Source organism: Brevibacterium sp. SIMBA_078 (assembly GCF_046534565.1).
GTDB lineage: Bacteria > Actinomycetota > Actinomycetes > Actinomycetales > Brevibacteriaceae > Brevibacterium.
This window is the reverse complement of sequence record NZ_JAWRYQ010000001.1, coordinates 1,213,833-1,234,552: the sequence shown is the minus strand read 5'-3', so window position 1 is coordinate 1,234,552 and position 20,720 is coordinate 1,213,833. Positions and strand designations below refer to the sequence as shown.

Sequence of the window (20,720 nt, the reverse complement as noted above, 5' to 3'; positions counted from 1 at the left end):
CTTTGGTATCATGGAGTACCGACAACGCCTTCGAGGATCGAGCATGTGATGGATCAGCCCCCGCAGAAGAACGACTCGGCAACCCAGCAGTCCCACGCCGCTGCGAGGTTCGCCCTCAGTCGGACCGACGTCGTCGTCATCGGCCTCGTCTGCACCGGCATCGGCGTGGCTCTCGGCTTCTTCCTTCCGGCCCTCGGATCGCTTGCCGCAACATTTCCCATTCCTTTCGGGGACGTCATCGAGAAGCTCAGCCGCTTCGACCAGGCGTGGGTCGTCATCGCCCGACCGATCCTCGGCGGAGCACTCGGACTCATCGCCGCCTTCTTCATCGCCGCCTCGACGACACCCCTGGTCGTCGATGAACACGGAATCACCATCGGGCGAGACGACGACCACCCGCTGCGCATCTCCCGCGCCTCGTTTTCGACCGCGTACTTCGCCGACAGCAAGCTCGTCGTCACCGAAGGCGGGCATCAGGCATTCAAGGGCGATGTCGAAGGCAAGAAGGCTGCAATCGCCGAGGCCTTCACCTCCCGCGGCTACCGGTGGGGAGAGATCTGACCGCGCGGGGAGAGATCTGAGTAGTCCGAAAACGGAGTCTGCGCCTCCCTCACCGTCCAGCCAAATGTCCACTCGGCCTGCCGGAACCGGTCCCTTCGTCCCGAGTTCGCGACACGTTTGGCCGCCCGTCCTCACCTGCGCGTCAGCCATGGAATCGTGACTCGGCTCACGCCACCATGGGGCCATGACCATTGACGTTCCCACCACAGGCCGCTCACTGCCCCAGCTGCAGCCGATCAGCTTCATCGGCGCAGATGGCCGGCTCACCGACACTCCGACCGAAGGGCTGCGGATCCCCAGCGATGCCACCCTCACCGGTCTCTACCGGCAGATGGTTCTCGTCCGCCGGTTCGAAGCGCAGGTCACGCACCTGACCCGGCAGGGTCGACTTGCGACCTACCCCTCCGCGGCAGGTCAGGAAGCCGCCGAGGTGGGGGCCACCACCGCGCTGGCCCCGAACGACTGGCTCTTCCCCACGTACCGCGACTCGGCAGCGCTGCTGACCCGCGGAGTGCCCGTCGCCGAGATCCTCGCCGCCTTCCGCGGAGAGTGGCACTGCGGTTTCGACCCGCATGAGTATCACGCCTCACCTGCGGCGACACCGCTTGCGACGCAGACTCTGCACGCCACCGGATTCGCGATGGCCGCGAAGCTCAAAGGCGAGGATGCAGCGACCCTGACCTTCCTCGGCGACGGCGCCAGCAGCGAAGGCGACACCCACGAGGCATTCAACTTCGCCTCCGTGTGGCAGACCCCGACGGTCTTCGTGCTCCAGAACAACCAGTACGCGATCTCCACTCCCCTGCGGGAGCAGACGAACGCGACGATGCTCGCCGATCGCGCCGCCGGCTACGGAATGCCGGGCCTGCGCGTCGACGGCAATGATGTCGCCGCCGTGTTCGCCGCCGTCTCGGCGGCGCTGGCGCGCGGTCGGAACGGGGACGGTCCGACCCTCATCGAGTGCCTCACCTACCGGATGGAGTCGCACACGAACTCCGACGATCCGACGAAGTACCGTGACACCGAAGAGGTCGAGCACTGGAAGCAGTTCGATCCCATCGACCGTCTCGAGAAGTATCTGCGAACGACCGGTGCCCTCGACGATGCGACAGTCGCAGAGATCGCCGAGGCAGCCGAGACCCTGGCCGCGTCCGTGCGCGATGCGATGAACCAAGAGGCCGAGGTCGACCCGCGCGAGCTCTTCGCCCACGTATATTCGACCCCGCGCACGGCCCTTGCCGAACAGCAGCAGGTCCTCGAAACCGAACTCGCCGCGGCAGGCTGCGCATGAGCGTCGAAGCGGGAACCGAACCGACCACCGACCCCACCACCGATCCGACCGCGGTGAACGACGAAACAGCCACGGCCGCCTCGGCGAAGGGCGACACCGCACCCGGCACTGCGCGGGCCCCCGAAGCCGGCCCCGCCCCGTCATCGGTGACGATGACGAAGGCCCTCAACCACGCGCTGCGCGATTCCCTGGCCGACGACGACACTGTGCTCATCTTCGGTGAGGACGTCGGCCGCCTCGGCGGGGTCTTCCGGGTCACCGAAGGACTGCGGGCCGAATTCGGGTCGAACCGCGTTTGGGATTCCCCACTTGCGGAGTCCGGCATCATCGGCACCGCAATCGGCATGGCGATGAACGGGATGCGCCCGGTCGTCGAGATGCAGTTCGACGCCTACGCCTATCCGGCGTTCGAGCAGATCGTGTCCCATGTGGCGAAGATGCGGAACCGGACGAAAGGCCGGGTCAGCCTGCCGATCACGATCCGGATTCCCTATGCCGGCGACATCGGCGGGGTCGAGCATCACTCGGATTCGTCCGAGGCCTATTGGACGTCGACGCCGGGTCTGACCGTCGTCACGCCGTCGAATCCGGCCGATGCGTATTCGCTGCTGCGGGAGTCGATCGCCTCCGACGATCCGGTCGTGTTCATGGAGCCGAAGTCGCGGTACTGGATGAAGGAGACGCTGAGCCTGCCCGTGTCCACGGCACCGATGAACCGCGCTCAGGTCATCCGCGAGGGCACCGACGCCACCCTGCTCGCCTATGGACCGACCGTGCGGACGGCGCTGGATTCCGCCGAGGCGGGAGCCGAGCACGGACTGTCCATCGAGGTCATCGACCTGCGCACGCTCTCGCCGTTCGACGACGAGACGGTGTCTCAGTCTGTGCGCAAGACCTCCCGCGCGGCGATCATCCACGAGGCCGCCCAGTTCGGCGGATACGGCGCCGAGGTGGCCGCCCGCCTCACCGAACGCAACTTCACCTATCTGTCGGCCCCGATCCTGCGGGTCACCGGGTTCGACGTGCCGTATCCGTCGCCGAAGCTCGAGGAGTTCTACTTGCCCACCATCGAACGCGTGCTCGATGCGCTCGAGTCCTGGGATTGGGAGCTGTGATGAGTGCTGATCTGAGTGCAGGTATGCGCGACACGGGTACGCGCGAGTTCATCCTTCCCGACCTCGGTGAGGGCCTCACCGAGGCGGAGCTGATCTCCTGGAAGGTCGAGATCGGCGATGAGGTCCACGTCGATCAGATGGTCGTCGAGGTCGAGTCCGCGAAGTCCGTCGTCGAGCTCCCCTGCCCGTACGCCGGACGCATCGTCAGCCTCCATGCAAACGCCGGGGACACCGTCAGTGCAGGTCAGGCGCTGCTCTCCGTCGCCGAGGCGGGGGCTGGGGCCGATGCGCCGGCGTCGGATGGTGGCGAGGCTGTAAACGCGACGGCGAGCGCAGATGGTGGACATCCCGAGTCGAGCGGTGCGAACCTCATCGGCTACGGCACCTCCGAACCGAAGACCCGCTCGACGAAGAAGCGCTCGTTCGGCGGCAAGCATGCAGCCGCACCGGTCGCGACATCCACTGCCGCACCGACTGTGGCTCCCGCGGTTCCGACCGTCATCCCAGCTGCTCCTCCGCAGCCGCCGACCGAAACGCCAGCCCCTGCCGGCGACTCTTCGACCGTTGCGACCGACCGCGTCTCCCCCGTGTCCTCACCCCTCGTGCGCAAGCTTGCGAAGGACCACGGCATCAGTGCCAAGCATCTGCCTGGCACCGGCCCCGGCGGGGTCGTGACCAGGTCCGACGTACTTGCCGCCATCGAATCTGGGGCGGGCGCAGCCGCCACACGCGTCCCCGCGGGGACGTCCCGGCCTCACATGGGGACGGAAGGCACAGCCGGCTCGGCGAGCGTGCCTGTATCCGGTATGGCCGCCACGGCGAGCGTGCCTGCCTCCATCCCCCACGCCGACCGCGATACCCGCACGCCGATCACGGGACTGCGGAAGGTCGTGTCCGAACGTCTCACGAAGTCGCGGCAGGAGATCCCCGAGGCGACGATCTGGCTCGATGTCGACGCCACCGAGCTGCTGGGCACGAAGCGCGCGCTCGAGGCGCGCACGGGTGAGAAGTATTCGCTGCTGGCCCTCGTCGCCCGCTTCGTCGTGGCCGGGTTGAAGAAGTACCCGATCATCAATTCCTCGATCGACACGACTGCCGGCGAGATCGTCACCCACGGCGACATCAACCTCGGCTTGGCCGCGCAGACCCCGCGCGGGCTCATGGTTCCCGTCGTCCACGGGGCCGGCGAGATGAGCCTGAGGCAGCTGCGCGACTCCGTGTCCGAGACCGTCGGGAAAGCCTCCTCGGGGAAGTTCGATCCGGCGGAACTCTCCGGCGGCACGTTCACCTTGAACAACTACGGGGTGTTCGGCGTCGACGGTTCGGCCCCGATCATCAACCTCCCCGAGGTGGCCATGCTCGGCCTCGGCCGGATCAAGGACCGCCCGTGGGTCGTCGACGGCGAGCTCACGGTGCGCAAGGTGATGTACCTGTCGTTCGTCTTCGACCACCGAGCGTGCGACGGTCAGGAGCCGAGCGAGTTCCTCACCTTCGTCGCCGACTGCATCGAGAACCCGATCTCGCTGCTGCCCGAGCTCTGACGAGCGAGGGCGAGCTCGCCCGTCGAGCGGCCCAGCGTCGTTCAAGCGTCAGCGCACTAGTCGCGAGGTTTACGCCCCGACAGGTGCGCTGCGCCTTGAACGAGTACGACTGAGTTCAGCGTTGCCGGTAATAGTCACGCGAAAAGGGAATCGCATATCGCAGTCTCCCGCGCGCTGGAGCTTCGATAACCCCCTGTGCCAGCAGCCTGATCCTGAACACCCCTGCGTGCTTCGAGCTGATACCCATCCTGTCCGCGATGTCCCGCAAAGCTGAATCACTGTCATCGCGACTCATCGCGTCCATGAACTCCCGCTCCCGCTCGGACAATTCGGCAAACGCCGGACCGTGCACTTGGTCGAACATCAGAGAACGGGATCTCCTCACTGCCTTTGCAACATCCTGCTCAGTGAGCTCGGAACGATCAGAAGCATTCCGCCATGCCTGATCTCCGATGAGTTGAACCAAGTACGGGTACTGTCCGGTCCCCTCGACGGCCAGTTTGAGCGCAGTCTCACCGATAGTCTTTCCATTGTCCTCGATTGGTGCCAACAGTCCCCGTCGAACTCCATCGCGGCTGAGATTGCCCAACTCAACACGAGCAGATCTCCTCAGGTAAGTAGAGATCTCGTCGTTCACCAGTGAGTTGATCGTCGACGGCAGGCCAGCAGCGGCGAAGGCAACCGGCAGACCGTCGCTGAACGCTGCGGCAATCGTTCCTGTCAGCTCGCGCAGTTCGCTCAGCTGCGCATGGTGGACCTCGTCCAGTGTGATGAGCAGACCCGTGCCATGAGTCTCCAGGAGGGACAGAATCGCGATGACCTGGTGCTCGAAATCCTGGACGATCGGATGAGTGGGTTCAGTTGTGGTGGACACACCCCCAGCACCAAACGGCAGATTCACCCCCGAGAGGCGAGTCTTGGTCTTCGTTGTGATGTCGAGATCGTCAAATGCTTCGGGGATCCTTGATTCTGCCAACCGACGAAGAAAACCGGGTCCAGCGTCCGAGTGGACAGCAACCCATTGCCGTGATGCCGCCACTTCGCGAAATACCTTCAGCATCACACTTTTGCCCATACCTCTCTGACCTGTCACTAAGGTCGCTCGCCCCATGGCACCTGGCCCTGAGTCGAGAGCATAGGCAAAATCATTGATGTAGCCCTGCCGATCTGCGAGCAGCGGGGGAATCGTCCCGAACGACGGAGTGAACGGCGAGAGCGAGCTCTCGCCGGACGACACCGGCGGTATCTCAAACGGCAAGGACATCATCGGCTCCTCGAAATGACTGCTCTGACTGCTCTTCGTCGGCTATGAGTCTTTGTTAGTCTTGTTAGTCATTGTAAGTCTTTGTGCGCATACGAGCCAGGCTCGCAACGACTCTCGTTCAAGCGTCAGCGCACTTGTCGCGAGGTACGCCCCGCGACAAGTGCGCTTCGCCATGATTGAGAGTGCCTCGGTTCAGTGTGCTCGGTCCCCGACCACTGCTCTTCCGATGTCGAGACGGGGCCAGTCCGCCAGATCCGCCAACATCTGCCGGTCGTGAGTGACCACGATGAGCGCCGCCGAGGCGTTCCCGAAGGACTCCGTGAGTTCGTCGACCAGCGAGGCGGACAGGTGGTTCGTCGGTTCATCGAGGATGAGCACGTCGGGTTCGACTGCCAGACACATCGCCAACTGAAGTCTGCGCTGCTGACCCTGCGAAAGTCGGTGAACCGGTGTCGTCGAGTCATCCGCCGAAAGCAGCCCGAGGTCCTGCAGTGTGAGGTCGCCGGACAGCGACGCCCATAATGCATAGTCCTCGAACACACGGGCGGCGGTGTCGGCTGCGTTCCATTCGCGAACCTCCTGGCGGAGCAGCTCCACCTGTGCCTGCGGATGTTTCCACACTTCTCCGGAACTCGGATCGAGACGGCCGGAGAGCACGTCGAGAAGCGTCGACTTGCCGGTGCCGTTCGTCCCGGTGATGAGCAGACGGTCGCCGGGAGCGATGCTCAGAGACACCGTCTGCCTCATCCTCCCTTCAACGGTGACCGATTCGGCAGTCAGCAGTGAGCCGCCTTCCGCTTCCCACCGCTCGTCATCGGATTCCGACACGACCGGCCACTGCAGACGGAGGGGTGGTTCGGGCACTTCCACGGCGTGCCGTTCGAGGTCTTCGACGCGACGGTTGAAGGCCTGCACAACGCCGGCGGTTCTCGTCGCGCGAGTGTGCTTGCCGGTTCCCTTCAGCGGACGCCATCCGGTGCTCAGTCGGGACCGAGCATCATCGGCAGCATCGGACAATCGGGCGTGTTCGGCCACCTCGGCGAGGTAGTCCTGCTCCCACTTCTCACGGTCCCGACGCTTCCCCTCCATCCATCCGCGGTAGCCGCCGGAGTAGTTCCGGGGACGTCCGTCGCGGCTCGGATCGAGATCGAGGAATTCGTCGGCGACATCGTGAAGCAGCGCCCTGTCGTGGCTGACCAGGGCGAATCCGCCGGATCGGGTGCGCAGTCGCTCGGTGAGGAACGCCAGTGACTGGGCGTCGAGGTGGTTCGTCGGCTCGTCGAGAAGCAGGATGTCGGTACTCGAGCCGAGGACGACGGCCAAACGCACTCGGTACCGCTGGCCGACCGAGAGGCTCGCGAGGCTCCGCGTCCGGTCCGAGCACGTGGACAGTCCTGCCAGTGCCGCGTCGATGCGACGCTCACCGTCCCATGCGTCGAGGCGGGTCGCCCAGTCGAGGGCGTGGGTGAAGGCCCCGTCTGCTCCGGGTTCGTCTCGTGCCATCGCCTCGCCGGCGGCGTCGAGAGCGGCCAATGCGGCCTTCTCCTGGCTCAGGGACTCATTGATGAGGTCGCCGACTGTGCGGTTGTCATCGGCATCAAGGGCCTGTTCGAGCAGGGCGACGGTACCTGACCGCCTCAGCACTCCCCGGTCGGGAGGAAGCGTACCGGCGAGGACGTGGAGCAAGGTCGTCTTGCCGCTGCCGTTCTCGCCGACGACAGCCAGTCGCGAACCGGCGGAGACCGTCAGGTCGAGACCGGTGAGGATCTCGCGGTCGCCGCGCATGATGTGAATGCCTTCGGCGCGGATGTGTGCGGCAGATCCTGCGGACAGGTCGAGTTCGGGGGATGAAGATGTTGATTTCGGCATCGTGGTCTTTCAGCTCGTCGTGGAGCCGGACAGCATGAAGCCACCGTCCGGCGAGGGCCAGGACGGCGCACGAGAGTGATGTTGAGGTTCCCGCCGCCGTCAGCGGCGGCTGCGGAGCCTTCTGGAGGGCATACCGAAATTCATGGCATCAATTGTATCAATCACCGTCGAGCAGTGCGGCCGCGTACATCGGACCGGCGGCAGGACCATCCGGTTCCACACTTCGGACGACCCTTTCGTCTGTGACTCACAGCACTAACCTTGCCGAGGCTGCCGACCGGCTGCCGGTGTCGAGTGAAAGAAGGTCGCTCATGTCGCAATCTGACGATTCGGCCCCAACGTCAGGGCCGCCGCCTCGGCGGCGTTATTCGCTGGTCCTCCTCATCGTTCCCGTCATCCTCTACGTCCTCACCCCGGTCGTGGCGAACTCGGTCGAGCCGCGCATCGCCGGTCTGCCGTTCATCCTCGCCTATACGATCGCGGTCACGATCCTCACCTGGCTCTTCGTGTGGATGACCGCTCGGGGCGACCGGTACTACCGGCACGATCTGCCCGAGCACATCCCTTCCGATGTCGCCTTCGGTGAGGACCACGAGATCGAGGAGGCCGGGAAATGAACACCTCCGCGATCATCGCCTGCATCATCTTCGGCCTCGCAATGCTCGCGACCATCGGCATCGGCATCTGGTCCGGCCGCGGCCGGGAGAAGTCGCTCGACGAATGGTCGGTCTCCGGGCGGGGGCTCGGCTTCGTCTTCATCCTGCTGCTCATGGCAGGCGAAACGTATACGAGCTTTTCGTTCCTCGGCACGGCCGGTTGGTCCTACTCCTACGGTGTGCCGATCCTCTACCTCATCGGCTACCTGAGCATCGGTCTCGTCGTCGCTTACCTCGTCGGCCCACTGTTCTGGACCTATGCCGCCCGGCACAAGCTCGTCAGTCTCTCCGACATCGTCGAACACCGGTTCCGCTCGCGTGGGCTGGCGATCCTCGTGGCTGTCCTCGCGACGATCTTCATCGTCCCCTATATCCAGCTGCAGATTCAGGGCATGGGTGCAGTCGTCAACGCGATGAGCTACGGCGCGATCGACCTCAAGGTCGCCGCCATCGTCTCCTTCATCGTCGCCGAGGCGTTCATCCTCTTCTCCGGACTGCGCGGTTCCGCCTGGGTCAGCGTCCTCAAGGACGGGCTGGTCATCCTCGCTGTTGCGTTCCTCGCGATCTACGTTCCGCTGCACTATTTCGACGGACTGGCTCCTCTGCTTGACCGCGTCGTGAGTGAGAAGTCTCAGTGGCTGACCTTCCCCGGTGCAGGCGACGGCATCTACGGGGGTGCATGGTTCATCTCGACGATCATCCTGAACGGGATCACGATCACCGTGTTCCCCACGTCGATCGCCGGCTACCTGTCGGGCACCTCGGCGAATGCTCTGCGGCGCAACTCGATCATTCTGCCGTGGTATCAGCTGCTGCTCCTCGTGCCGATGATGGTCGGTGTGGCTGCACTCTTCGTCGTCCCTGCCCTCAAAGACGCCGACCTGGCCCTGTTCTCCGTGGTCATCGATTCCCTGCCCGCGCCGATCGTCGCGATCATCGGCGTCGCAGGCGCGCTCTCCGCGATCGTGCCGATGAGCGTATACATGCTCTCGATCGGCTCGATGTGGGGGCGGACCGTCTTAGGCGGCGGCTTGGCCGGACCGAAGAACGCCGCCTCGATAACGGCTGAACAGCTGAAGGCACGGGGCCTGCGGCAGAAGACACTGTCCCAGTGGGTGTGCTTGGCCGTCGGCATCATCGCCCTGATCATGAGTCTGCTCATGCCGGATGCGCTCGTCGAGCTCTCCGTGCTCAGCTACGAGGGCCTGGCACAGGTCGTGCCGGCCGCGCTGCTGTCCCTGTACTGGCCGCGCATGAGCAAGCAGGCGGCGGCTGCGGGTCTCATCGTCGGCTCCGTCGTCATGGTCGCCCTCCACTACACGGGACTCGACCCATTGCTCGGAATCAACGGCGGTCTCTGGGCGGTCGCGGCGAACCTCATCGTGGTCGTCATCGTCACTCTGGCCAAGCCCGACCCACGGTGGGTGCCCGCAGCCCAGCGGCAGACGCGCACCGGGGCGGCGGCGCTATAGGCGCGAGCCCCTCGATCAGCGCGAATCGCGAAAAGGTCGTCACCGGCGACGACTTTTTCGAGTTTCGCGTTGACTGAGCCGAAGCGAGCTCACCCGTCGAGCAACGCAGCCGCGTACATGGGACGTGCGGCGTCGGCGCTCGGCGGGTGGAAGAGTCCGGCCGCGGCATCGCGGAAGAGGCGGGAGAGTTCGTGCTTGTTGCCGAATCCGCTGCCGCTCGTGCACATCAGGGCGGTCTCGGCGCTGCGGCGGGCCGCCTCGGCGGACTTGATCCTCGCCCCCACCACGCGCAGCGGCCAACCGGCGCCATGGTCGATGAGGTCGTCGAAGTCCCGGGAGTAAGCGTCGATCATCGCCGTCACGGGCATGAAGTCGAGGTGGGCATCGGCCAGGCGCGTCCGGGCTTCGGGCACCTCGGCGAAGGTGACGCCGGCCTTCGCGGACTTCCGCTTGTGCAGTCCGGCGGCGCCCAGCTCGAGCGCCCGGGCCGCGACTCCGGCATAGACGGCGGCGATGAGCAGCTGGAAGTTGCTCGTGATCGCGAAGGTGAGCAGATCAGGGTGCTTGCCGGCGGGAATGACGCGTGAGACCCGTTCGGGTTTCATCGGCACGTGGTCGAGGATCGTCGCCCGCGACTGCGAGGCCCGCATTCCCAGCACATCCCACTCGTCGGAGACCGTGATCCCGGGTGCATCGCGTTCGATGAATCCGTAGACGAGCTGCCCCTCGGCGGGCTCGTCCGCATCGGGACCGGCGATCCCGTCGTCGTCGGAGGCCACGGCACCGTGGACGATGAGCCTGGTCCACACGGGTGAGAGCGAAGTGAAGATCTTCACCCCAGTCAGCTCGTATCCGCCGTCGGATGTCGGCACCGCCTCGGTGTTCGAGCCCTGCAGCACCCAGTCGTTCGACGGCTCGGAGATCCCGAAGGCGAAGATCTCACCGGCCATGACCTCGTCGAACACCCAGTTCAGCGAGTCGTCGCCGCGATCGGCCAGCGCCTTGACCACTCCGGTTGTCATGAGGTGCATGTTGATCGCCAGAGCCGTTCCGGGCGCCGCCGCTGCCAGCCGCTGCTGCAGTCGGGTGACCTCGAACAGGCTCAAGCCGGGCCCGCCGTGGGACTCGGGCACGAAGAGGGTGAGGTAGCCGAGGTCCCCCAGTTCGGCGAGATCCTCGTCGAAGAATCGGTTCTCGCGGTCATAGACGTCGGCTCGTTCGCGGAAGCGATCACACACATCATCGGGCAGGTACCGCGCGGCGAGTTCGCTCACGCGTGTCTCACGGTCGGTCATCATCTCTCCTTCGTCGAGGGGTCGGTCGCGCCCGCTGGGGGTGTCGCGGGCCGCGCGGTGCGGCGCAGGATGATCGCGCCGTTGTGCCCGCCGAAGCCGAACGACGTTGACAGCACAGTGTCGACGGCCGCCTCGGCGAGGTTCGGTTCACCGCCCATCTCACGGGCGTGACCTGCAACGATGTCCCAGTCGGGGAACTCGTTGTCGTCGAGATTGAGCGTCGGCGGCAGCGTCTGATCACGCAACGTCAGGGTCGCGATGATCGCCTCGACGACCCCCGATGCGCCGAGGAGGTGCCCAGTCGTCGATTTCGTGGCCGAGATCGGGATCGACCGTCCGACCTCCCCCAGAGCGGCATCGAAGGCGGCGAGTTCGGCGCGGTCGCCGGCCGGTGTGCCCGTGGCGTGGGCGTTGATGTGGTCGATATCGTCGGGTTCCAGCCCGGCGTCGTGCAAAGCCTGGACCACCGCCGAGGCGGCTCCCCGCCCCTGTGGATGCGGGTTCGTCGGGTGGTGGGCATCGCTGGCGGCGCCGAATCCGGCGAGCTCGGCCAGCGGCGTCGCCCCACGTGAGGCCGCCGAGTCGGCGGATTCGAGGAGGATCGCGGCCGCACCTTGGCTCATGACGAAGCCGTTTCGGGCCCGGTCGAAGGGGCGGCTGGCGGCGGTCGGATCGTCTTCGTATCCGGCGGCGAGCGCGCGCATGTTCGCGTTCGAGGCGAGATTGACCGGACCGAGGCAGTCCTCCATGCCGACGACGAGCACGGCGTCGGCGTAGCCGTGGCGGATGCGGCGCATCGCCTCGCCGAGTCCGATCGCCCCGGAGGCGCACGTCGCCGAGACTCCCTGGCCGGGACCGCGCAGGTCGAAGCGCTGGCTGATGAGCGCTGCCGCGGAGTCCGGCGCCCCGTGGATGGACAGGGTCAGCGGCACGGACCTGGGGCCGTCGGCGTCGAGGCGACGCGTCGCCTCCTGCATGGCGTCGACGGGTCCGGAGCCGGTGGCCGCGATGACTGCCGTGCGGTCACGGTCCCAGGGCAGATCGTCGGCCGCGGATGCGATTCCGCCTGCGCGCATCGCCTGGTCGGCCGCGGCGATAGCCCAGTGCTGGACGGGGCTGAGTCGGCGGGCGAGCGCCCGGGGCAGAACCGCCTCGGCGTCGAAGTCCTTGATCTGCCCGCCGATTCGCACGGCGAGGTCGTCGAACTGCTCACCTGCGAGGACGTCGATGGCGCTGGTACCGCTGCGGACAGATCGCCAGAGGGTTTCGGGGTCCTGGCCGCTCGGGGTGATGGATCCGTGTCCGGTGAGGACGACCTCGCGCACGCCGTCTGTCCGGTGCCGATTGCTCCGGGATGCGTTCACAACCGCTGTGCCTTTCCGCTCATGACCAGGTCAACGGTTTCGTGGCGTCGAATCTTCCCGCCGACGGTCCGGGGCAGCCGGTCGAGTGAATAGAACCGTCTTGGCACGAACTGCGGGGCCAGTTCCGCCCGGGCGTGGTCGAGCAGTGCTGCTTTGTCGGGCGCAGTCGATTCGCCATCCCCGGCATGGCTCCCCGAACCCTGGGCGCCTGGTTCGATGACGAGGGCGACGATGCTGCCGAGACCGTCGTCGGGCAGCGCGATCGCGCAGACCTCGCCGAGGCGGCCCTTCCCCGACCGCGGATCCGCGCGGTCGAATTCTTCGAAGGCTCGTTCGACCTCGGGCAGGGACACCTTGTGCCCTCCGGTGATCGCGATGTCACCGGCCCGTCCGGCGAGTTGGAGGAGTCCGTTGTCGATCCGTCCCTGGTCACCGACCGTGGCCCAGCCGTCGGGGCGTCGCAGCCGAGCGTCGGTGGTGCCGGTGACATAGCCGTCGGAGCAGGCGGCGGCTCTGATCCAGACCGTGCCGATCTCTCCGTCGGGCAGCCGGGCACCGGATTCGTCGCGGACCTCGACGCCGATGGTGTCGTAGATCGAGATCCAGGTGCCGTCGCCGTCGCGGCTATCGCCGATGAATCCGATCTCGGCGGCACCGTAGTAGCTGATCAGCCGGGCGTCGGGGAGGACGTCGGCGAGTGCCGAGCGGATGGAAGCGGGCAGGTTCGCTCCCCCGGTGACGACGAGGTCGAGACCGTGGAAGTTCTCAGGCGTTCGGCGGGCCGCCTCGGCGAGGGCCTTGACGACGGCGGGCACGGCGACGACGCGGGTGTTGGCTTCGTCGGCGATGCGCGAGCCCATGGTGAACGGGTCGAAGTCGTCGGCGACGTGTACGCTGCCGCCGGTGGCGAGGGATTCGATGACGGCATAGAGGGTGAGGCTGTAGGACATGGGACCAGGCGCCAGGGTGGCCACCCCGGGGAAGGGTTCGAGGTGGGCCGAGGACACGGCGACGTTGTCGCGGTACTGCTGCCGGGTCTTGATGAACGCCTTCGGGTTGCTCGTCGTGCCGGAGGAGAAGAGCATGAGGAACGGCTCGGACGCTTCGCGAACGGTCGGCGGTGAGGTGTCGGCGGGGTCGATGGCGGTTTCGCGGGCTTGGAAATCGGTCGCGGTGATGACGGTTCCGGTCCAACCGGCGGCGGCGAGCGCCTCGGCGAGCGGGGTCGAGTCGGAGATGACGAGACCGATTCCCGTGGTCGTGATGACTCCGACCTGATGGTCGAGCGGCCAGCGGGGATCGATCGTGGCCGAGACCGCGCGGAAGCCGGCGAGGCCCGCGATGATGCGGGAGGTCTCGAACGCCGAGGTGAGGCTCACTGCCGTGATCGGGATGCCGTGGGTCTCGGGCGCGGGAGTCGGCGGGTCGGTCTGGGCACGGTGGAGGGCGTCGACGGCGGCGAACATCGTGGCCGAATCCCGGACGAGCTGCGCATACGTGAGGGAACGTGGGGCTCGTGCGCCTTCAGCAGGGTCGGCGCTCTCACCGGGGGCGGAGCTGCCAGAGGGGCCTCCGACGATGGCCAACTGGTCCGGATCGGTGGCCGCAACCTCGAGGATCCTCGACGTGATGGGCAATTCCGTCCTCCTCGAATTCGTTCCTCGCAGGCCCGTTCCGGGCACCGATCCTCAGTATAGGAGCGACACGGACGGCTGCGACCTTTGGAGGGGTCCGGCCCGCTTCCGCCAGGTCGGTTCGCATACTTTGCAGTATTCAAATACATTGCTGTATCTTGAAGTCATGAGTTCAGCACCGCAGCGCATGACGCGCAGGGAAAGTCAGGAAGCGACTCGCCAGCGACTCATCGAATCGGCGATCTCGCTCTTCGCCGACCACGGCGTTGCCGAAACCTCGCTCGTCGCGGTGGCCGAGAACGCCGGATTCAGCCGCGGCGCCGTCCACGGCAACTTCTCCGACAAGGAGGACCTGGCCGCCACCGTCGTGCAGTCCATCGTCGGCGAACTCGGCCCCGAGCTCGGCCGCGCACTGAATTCGACCAAGAGCTCGAACGACAGGCTGGCGGAGTACATCTCGACGCATATCACCTACTGCCGACGACATCCCGAGCGGGCTGCCGCGATCATCGCCTCCGTCGGCCATCTCGCGAGGCGCGCACCGGGAGCAGCCAGCTATGGCGAACGCGCCACCGAATCGGTCGCCGACCTCGTCGCGCTCTTCGAGGACGGACAGCGCCGAGGCGAGATGCGCAGCTTCGATCCCACGACGATGGCCCTGACCCTGCGCTCGGTCCTCGACACCGCGGTGCCCACCTACGGCGACATCGCTGCCGAGGAGATCGTCGCCACCTTCGAACACGCCACCCGCATCCAGGAGACCACTCCATGACATGGAACTTTCGCATCACCGCCCGCGGCCGCTTTGCCGACCTCGACGACGAGCAGCGCCGCCGCCTCCGTGCGGCTCAGTCCGAGCACGACATGTTCGCCGCCCGCTTCACGCCCGAGGGGACCTTTCTCTACACGCCGGAGCTCGTGTTCTTCCAGCATCGGTTCCTCATCGACGTCGACGAGTCCGATCCCGATGACGCCGAGGTGCTGGCCAAGCTCAGAGGTGAGGAGCTCGCCACCACCGACCTCGGCCGTCGCGGTTTCGCAGGCACAGTCACCGAGGTCTCCGCAGTGTGCGTCGAGGACATCAAGACACGTTCGGGGCGGCGGTCATGAACGCATCGCCCAACCTCGACGCGGCGCTGACCGTCGCCTGGGCGAAGAGCGCGCTCGACACGGCGGTCGGCGCTGCCCTGGCCCGCGTCGGTCTGTCGCTCGATGATCTTCGTCGACTGCGCATCATCGGGGCACATCCACAGGGGCTGACCAGGGAGGACCTCGCCGAGGCGATGGGTGAGACCCGGTCGCAGACCATCCGCTCCAGCGGCCCGCTCGTCAAGCTCGGCTGGCTCTCGCGCGCAGAGTCCGGTGAGTTCTCCCTCACCGACAGCGGCCGCCACCTCATCGATCAGGCCGAAGGCATCTCCGAGAAGGCGGCAGCCCGTTGGTTCACGGCGAATAGCATCGACCCCGACACCCTCACAAGAATTCGCTGACGTCGTCCTCGGCCCGATCGTGCAGATCCCCACCGCCGAGGAGCGCGCCGCCCTCAAAGCCGCCCACAGCTGATCATCCGCTCCCAGCTCCATCTCACGGCTCACGCTCGCCCCGGTCCGGGACAATGAGAGCATGAGCGGAGCAGGGAGCCGGGACGAACGGGCAGACGAACCACGTTGGCGATACGGCGACCAGATCCTGTGGACCTACACCAACCCGGCACACCCAGGGCTGTACGACCAACGCCCCGTCACAGTCATCGCCGATGATGAGAACCACCTTGCCGTCTGGCTGGAGTCCGGGACGAGGATGCTCCATCAGGTGCTCGCCGACGGCTCGGGAATCCGCACCGCTGACGGACCCGCCCGCTTCGGCGCCCCGCGGGCCCAGGGCCTCAAACGGTGGCAGGGACCGGGAATCGTCGCCGTCTTCCAGCCGGGAGCCGACTATTCGGTGTGGTTCTTCGAGAACCCGGACTCTGCCCGTCGCGATTCCTTCTACGACAACCTCGAGGAGCCTTTCACCCGCTTCGACCGGGGCATCCTCACCTCCGACCACGTCCTCGACATCGTCGTCGACTCAGATGGCACCTACCGGCTCAAGGACGAGGACGAACTCGAGTTCGCGCGAAGAGCCGGACTGTTCTCCGACGAGAAGACCGCACGCATCCGCGCAGCTGCGGACTCCGCCATCGAGGACATCCGGACCTGGGTCTTTCCCTTCGACTCGGACTATCCGGACTTCCAGCCGGACCCCGACTGGCCGATGCCGGACCTTCCCGCCGAGGCGACCTGGGACTTCGACGCGAGCTGAGCTGAGCTGAGCTGAGCCAACCGGAGAGCATAGGATCCACCCGCACGGAACACCCTGGCCCACGCAGAAAGGGCTGGGCTCCGAATCGCGCATGCTCTCACGCGCTCTTCGGAGCCCAGCCCGTCAAGCTGCAGCTGCAACAGTCCCCGCAGGGACCCCAGTCAGTCAGCCACGTAGTACATGCGCTTGTTGACGAACTCGTCCATGCCGTAGGGGCCGAGTTCGCGGCCGAAGCCCGAACGCTTCGTGCCGCCGAACGGGATCTCCGCACCTTCACCGGCCGGGGTGTTGACGTTGGACATGCCGACATCGAGGCGCTGTGCGAGCTTCGCTGCGCGCTCCTCGTCCTTGGCGAACACGGCGCCGCCGAGGCCGAAGCGAGAGTCATTGGCCAGAGCCAGTGCCTCATCATCGCTGCTGACCTTGTAGACGGTGGCCACGGGGCCGAAGAGCTCTTCGCGGTAGGCGTCCATCTCCGAGGTGACTCCGGTGAGCACGGCCGGCGAGACATACGCGGATCCGTCGGTGGCGAGCTCGCCGCCGACGAGGGTCGCACCCTGCTCGACGGCACGGTCGAGCTGCTTGCGCAGGTTCTCGGCGGCCGAACGCGAGGACAGGGGCGAGTACTTGCCGTCGCCCGCCTCGGCGGGGGTGCCCTTCTCCCAGGACTGGGCACGCTCGGTCAGACCGGACACGAAGTCGTCGTAGATGTCGTCCATGACGATCATCCGCTTGTTCGCATTGCAGACCTGGCCGGTGTTGTACAGGCGGGTGCCCCAGGCGGTGTCGACGGCCTCGTTCATGTCGTCGGTGTCGAGGATGATGTACGGGTCGGAGCCGCCGAGCTCGAGCACGGCCTTCTTGAGGTACTTGCCGGCCGTGGCGGCCACGGCCGATCCGGCGCGCTCGGAACCGGTCAGGGACACGCCTTCGACGCGGTCGTCGGCGATGATCGTCTCGATCTGCTCATGGGTGGCGTAGATGTTGTTGTACACGCCCTCGGGGATGCCGCCTTCCTTCATGAGCTCGGCGATCTTCGCCGAGGAGCGGGGGCAGATCTCCGCATGCTTGAGGATGATGGTGTTGCCGAGCACGAGGTTCGGTGCGGCGAAGCGAGCGACCTGGTAGTAGGGGAAGTTCCAGGGCATGATGCCCAGCAGCGTGCCGACTGGACGGCGCTGGATGAAGGCCTTGCCACCCGACATCGATTCGATCGGCTCATCGGCGGCGAACTTCGGTCCGTTGTCGGCGTAGTAGTTGAAGATCGCCTCGCAGAACTCGGCCTCTTCCTCTCCCTCGGCGGTGGGCTTGCCCATCTCCTCGGCGATGATCTTCGCGAGCTCTTCCTTGTGCTCGCCGAAGAGAGCGGCGACCTTGTTGACGATCGCAGCGCGTTCCTCGATCGTCTTCTCGCGCCAGCTCAGGTAGCCCTTGTGTGCGGATTCGAGGACCTGCTGGACCTCTTCGTCGGTGGCATTGTCGAACTTCTCGACGACCTCACCTGTAGCCGGGTTCTCGACACGGTAGCCGCCTGCAGCACTGCCTACGTTGCTCATTCCAGACTCCTTTGACTTGTGCGCGCCTGTTGGCGCCGCTGAAGCAATTGCATACCTGTTTGCCGTCCGAATCGACGGAATGCGTATGCCTGCCACCCACGCTATCAATACGTGACCCGCGCAACAAGTGCCGAAACCTGGGGGAATCCTCAGTCCCGGATCGACCGCGATCCCCTCGCCGAGGCGATGCGGATTCCGAATCGTTCACGACGAAATTCGAACCGCGCTCGCAGCGAGGGAATACTGGCATCGATCGGGGACCACCCTCCTCGGCGAGGGGTCCGCTCCGGTCCCTGTTCATCGAACCAGAGGACCGAAACGGTTCACCTCGCGGCTCGGGAACTCACCGCCCCACGAGGTCGAGTCCGGCGCGCACGATCGAATCCGTGTCGATCCCGTGGATTGCGTAGGCCTCCCCCACCGAGGATGCCTGACCGAATTCGGTGACCCCGAGGTTCCGTGTGCGATCCCCGCGCACTCCGGAGAGGAACGAGAGAGTGTGCGGGTGCCCGTCGAGGACGGTGACCAAGGGGGCCGGATGCTCTGCGGGGAAGAGTTCGTCGGCGATTGCCGAGCGGACACTCGAACGGACCTGCGACCGCGCCTGCACCGATCGGAACACCTTCGACGGGGAGCTCAGGCAGACGATTCCGGCCCGCACGCCCAGGGATTCCAGCCGGGCCGCCGCTTCGATCACCTCGGTCATGATGGCCCCAGCACCGACGAGAGTGACCTCATCCTCGGCGGCCGGTCTGGCGGAGAGCCGATAGCCGCCGGCGATGACCTGGTCGCGGCGACGTTCCCGCAGCAGCGGGTCCTCGGGCACTCCTGCCAGCGCCTGCTCCACCGGCCTCGTCGTCAGCCGGAAGTAGGCGGAGTCGCCGTCCGGGTCGGCGAGTTCGCGCAGCGCTTCGAGCAGAGTCCACTCGAGGTCCTGGGCGAAGGCCGGCTCCCAGCTCGTCAGGCCCGGGATCTCAAGAGTCACCGACGGTGTGTTGAACGACTGGTGCGCCCCGCCTTCCGGCGCGAGCGACACACCCGAGGGCGTGCCGACCATGATCGAGCGCCCACCCGCGTAGAGGCTGAAGGTCCAGGGCTCGAGAGCACGGTTGATGAAGGGATCGTAGATCGTGGCGATCGGCAGCAGCGGCTGTCCCCAGCGCTGCCCGGTGGACCCGAGCTCTCCGGCCAGGGAGACGAGGTTGACCTCGGCGATGCCGAGTTCGATGTGCTGTCCGCTCGTGCCCTCCTGCCAGCGCAGCACCCGTTCCCGATCATCGGAGAACCAGTCATGCCGGCCCGCCGGGGACCAGATTCCTGTCTTGTTGATCCATCCGCCGAGGTTCGTCGACGTCGCGACGTCCGGTGACAGGGTCACAACCCGCTGGGCCACCTCGGGTGCGACGTGCTTGAGGTCGGAGAGGAACCGGCCCAGCGCCGCCTGGGTGGAGATCTGCGGTCGCGGGGTGAAGCCCAGTTCGGCGGGCACCTCGGCCACGGTGTGGTCGGTGACCGGTTCCCGCCGCAGCCGCTGCGCGGTTTCGGCACAGAATCGGCCGGCCGGGGTGTCCGGAGCGAAGGCGACCCACGGATCGTCGAGGTCCATCCCCGAGGCGGCCGCGAGCTCGCGCATCTGCGCTTCGGTCAGCTGCGCGGCATGGTTGCCGGGATGGCCCTCCGTGGCCAGCCCCTTGCCTTTGATCGTGTAGGCGAAGACGACCGTCGGCCGGTCGTCGTCGATGGCGTCGAACGTCGACACGAGCTGGCCGAGGTCATGTCCGCCCAGGTCACGGATGAGGGAGGCGAGACCGTCCGCGTCGAAGCCGTCGATGACCGCGGACAGGGCGGCCGCCTCGGTGTCGGTGAGACCCGAGAGCAGCCGGTCGTGGATCTCGGACGGATGGGCACGCAGCAGCCGCTGGTATTCCGGATTGGGCATCTGCACGAGCCGATTTTTGAGCGCCGCGCCCCCGGGAGCTGCGAACACGGCTTCGAGTCGGCGCCCCCACGGGCAGGTGAGCACCTGCCACCCGGCGGCATCGAACATGCCCTGCAGACGGCGGATCTGGACATCGGGAATGACCCTGTCGAGCGACTGCCGGTTGAGGTCGACGATCCACACGATCTCACCGAGGCTGCGCACCTCCGGATCGATGATCGCCTCCCACACCGCACCTTCGTCCATCTCCGCGTCGCCGAGCAGGGAGTAGAACCGGCCGGCTTCCGGAGTCTCGGGGAAACGGTCGGAGACGTAGCGGTGGGACAGGGCCGCCCAGATGGGAGCGGTCGCGCCGATGCCCACGGATCCGGTGGAGAAGTCCACCGTGTCCGGGTCCTTCGTCCGTGACGGGTAGGGCTGGAGTCCCCCGCGGCTGCGCAGGGTGTCGAGGAATTCCTCGCCGAGGTCGCCGAGCAGATAGTTGATCGCGTGGAGGACCGGCGAGGCGTGGGGTTTGACCGAGACGCGGTCGATGGCGCGCAGTCGGGTGAACCACAGCGCCGTCATGATCCCGGTCATCGACGCCGACGAGGACTGATGACCGCCGACCTTGACCCCGTCCGGATTGACTCGGCCGCGGTTGGCGCGGTCGATGATCGAGGTCGCCAGCCACAGCACGCGCTGGGCGATCTCGTCGAGGATCTCATCATCACCCGAGGTCGAGGCCCGCAGCGGACGGTCGTTCGTCCCGGGCGGGCTGACCTGCAGGGAGGTCTCGAATTGGTGGCGATCCGTGTCCTGTGCTGTTGATGCCTGAGCCGCCGACTCCTGTGCTGTCGCCTCCTGTGCGGTGCTCATC

Annotated in this window: 17 protein-coding genes; 10 read left to right on the top strand and 7 right to left on the bottom strand. The window is 66.3% G+C overall.

Annotation, left to right across the window (positions count from 1 at the left end; genetic code table 11):
- Positions 1 to 48: 48 nt before the first annotated feature.
- The 4 genes from SB749_RS05485 (at position 49) to SB749_RS05470 (ending at position 4,508) form a co-directional block, all read left to right on the top strand.
- Positions 49 to 561, top strand: a complete 513-nt coding sequence (locus SB749_RS05485) for a hypothetical protein (RefSeq protein WP_410709928.1) — start codon at positions 49 to 51, stop codon at positions 559 to 561.
- A 184-nt stretch (positions 562 to 745) separates the two neighbouring features.
- A complete protein-coding gene (gene pdhA, locus SB749_RS05480) occupies positions 746 to 1,852 on the top strand; it encodes a pyruvate dehydrogenase (acetyl-transferring) E1 component subunit alpha (protein ID WP_410709431.1) in 1,107 nt (368 codons plus the stop codon).
- Positions 1,849 to 2,967, top strand: coding sequence for an alpha-ketoacid dehydrogenase subunit beta (locus tag SB749_RS05475; RefSeq protein ID WP_407645292.1), 1,119 nt, complete (start codon positions 1,849 to 1,851; stop codon positions 2,965 to 2,967). The genes pdhA and SB749_RS05475 overlap by 4 nt, the downstream gene beginning before the upstream one ends.
- The gene (locus SB749_RS05470; protein WP_410709430.1) at positions 2,967 to 4,508 is read left to right on the top strand and encodes a dihydrolipoamide acetyltransferase family protein; all 1,542 of its coding nucleotides are present in this window, start codon (positions 2,967 to 2,969) and stop codon (positions 4,506 to 4,508) included. The genes SB749_RS05475 and SB749_RS05470 overlap by 1 nt, the downstream gene beginning before the upstream one ends.
- Before the next feature lie 115 nt (positions 4,509 to 4,623).
- On the opposite strand, the gene SB749_RS05465 is transcribed toward SB749_RS05470, so the two are convergent.
- Both SB749_RS05465 and SB749_RS05460 read right to left on the bottom strand, forming a co-directional pair.
- Complete coding sequence (locus tag SB749_RS05465) at positions 4,624 to 5,775, bottom strand: ATP-binding protein (protein WP_410709429.1); 1,152 nt, start codon at positions 5,773 to 5,775, stop codon at positions 4,624 to 4,626.
- 189 nt (positions 5,776 to 5,964) lie between these two features.
- Positions 5,965 to 7,641 carry an ATP-binding cassette domain-containing protein gene (locus SB749_RS05460; protein WP_410709428.1) on the bottom strand — a complete coding sequence of 559 codons (1,677 nt, stop codon included), beginning with the start codon at positions 7,639 to 7,641 and terminating at the stop codon, positions 5,965 to 5,967.
- A 311-nt stretch (positions 7,642 to 7,952) separates the two neighbouring features.
- Between SB749_RS05460 and SB749_RS05455 the strand changes: the two genes are divergently transcribed.
- Positions 7,953 to 8,258: a DUF3311 domain-containing protein gene (locus tag SB749_RS05455; protein WP_410709427.1), complete on the top strand. Its 306-nt coding sequence runs from the start codon at positions 7,953 to 7,955 to the stop codon at positions 8,256 to 8,258.
- The gene (locus SB749_RS05450) at positions 8,255 to 9,769 is read left to right on the top strand and encodes a sodium:solute symporter family protein (protein WP_410709426.1); all 1,515 of its coding nucleotides are present in this window, start codon (positions 8,255 to 8,257) and stop codon (positions 9,767 to 9,769) included. The genes SB749_RS05455 and SB749_RS05450 overlap by 4 nt, the downstream gene beginning before the upstream one ends.
- A gap of 89 nt (positions 9,770 to 9,858) precedes the next feature.
- On the opposite strand, the gene SB749_RS05445 is transcribed toward SB749_RS05450, so the two are convergent.
- From SB749_RS05445 to SB749_RS05435, 3 genes are read right to left on the bottom strand one after another with little or no spacing between them, the layout of a single operon-like run.
- A complete protein-coding gene (locus SB749_RS05445) occupies positions 9,859 to 11,064 on the bottom strand; it encodes an acyl-CoA dehydrogenase family protein (protein ID WP_410709425.1) in 1,206 nt (401 codons plus the stop codon).
- Positions 11,064 to 12,428 (bottom strand): beta-ketoacyl-[acyl-carrier-protein] synthase family protein, encoded by a 1,365-nt coding sequence (locus SB749_RS05440; protein WP_410709423.1) that lies wholly within the window; start codon positions 12,426 to 12,428, stop codon positions 11,064 to 11,066. The genes SB749_RS05445 and SB749_RS05440 overlap by 1 nt, the downstream gene beginning before the upstream one ends.
- Positions 12,425 to 14,065 carry a class I adenylate-forming enzyme family protein gene (locus SB749_RS05435; protein ID WP_410709422.1) on the bottom strand — a complete coding sequence of 547 codons (1,641 nt, stop codon included), beginning with the start codon at positions 14,063 to 14,065 and terminating at the stop codon, positions 12,425 to 12,427. The genes SB749_RS05440 and SB749_RS05435 overlap by 4 nt, the downstream gene beginning before the upstream one ends.
- Positions 14,066 to 14,228: 163 nt before the next feature.
- Between SB749_RS05435 and SB749_RS05430 the strand changes: the two genes are divergently transcribed.
- The 4 genes from SB749_RS05430 to SB749_RS05415 all read left to right on the top strand — a co-directional run bounded on the left by SB749_RS05430 (position 14,229) and on the right by SB749_RS05415 (position 16,366).
- A complete protein-coding gene (locus tag SB749_RS05430) occupies positions 14,229 to 14,834 on the top strand; it encodes a TetR/AcrR family transcriptional regulator (protein WP_410709421.1) in 606 nt (201 codons plus the stop codon).
- Positions 14,831 to 15,172: a DUF6204 family protein gene (locus SB749_RS05425; RefSeq protein WP_410709420.1), complete on the top strand. Its 342-nt coding sequence runs from the start codon at positions 14,831 to 14,833 to the stop codon at positions 15,170 to 15,172. Before SB749_RS05430 ends, SB749_RS05425 begins: the two co-directional genes overlap by 4 nt.
- A complete protein-coding gene (locus SB749_RS05420; RefSeq protein WP_410709419.1) occupies positions 15,169 to 15,552 on the top strand; it encodes a hypothetical protein in 384 nt (127 codons plus the stop codon). Before SB749_RS05425 ends, SB749_RS05420 begins: the two co-directional genes overlap by 4 nt.
- Before the next feature lie 133 nt (positions 15,553 to 15,685).
- Entirely contained in the window at positions 15,686 to 16,366 is a 681-nt protein-coding gene (locus SB749_RS05415; RefSeq protein WP_410709417.1) for a DUF402 domain-containing protein, read from the top strand.
- A gap of 161 nt (positions 16,367 to 16,527) precedes the next feature.
- Here the strand turns inward: SB749_RS05415 and SB749_RS05410 are convergent, their stop codons facing one another.
- Together SB749_RS05410 and SB749_RS05405 are read right to left on the bottom strand one after the other, a co-directional pair.
- Positions 16,528 to 17,922, bottom strand: a complete 1,395-nt coding sequence (locus SB749_RS05410; RefSeq protein ID WP_370035198.1) for an NAD-dependent succinate-semialdehyde dehydrogenase — start codon at positions 17,920 to 17,922, stop codon at positions 16,528 to 16,530.
- 343 nt (positions 17,923 to 18,265) lie between these two features.
- The gene (locus SB749_RS05405; protein WP_410709416.1) at positions 18,266 to 20,719 is read right to left on the bottom strand and encodes a transketolase-like TK C-terminal-containing protein; all 2,454 of its coding nucleotides are present in this window, start codon (positions 20,717 to 20,719) and stop codon (positions 18,266 to 18,268) included.
- Position 20,720 lies beyond the last annotated feature (1 nt).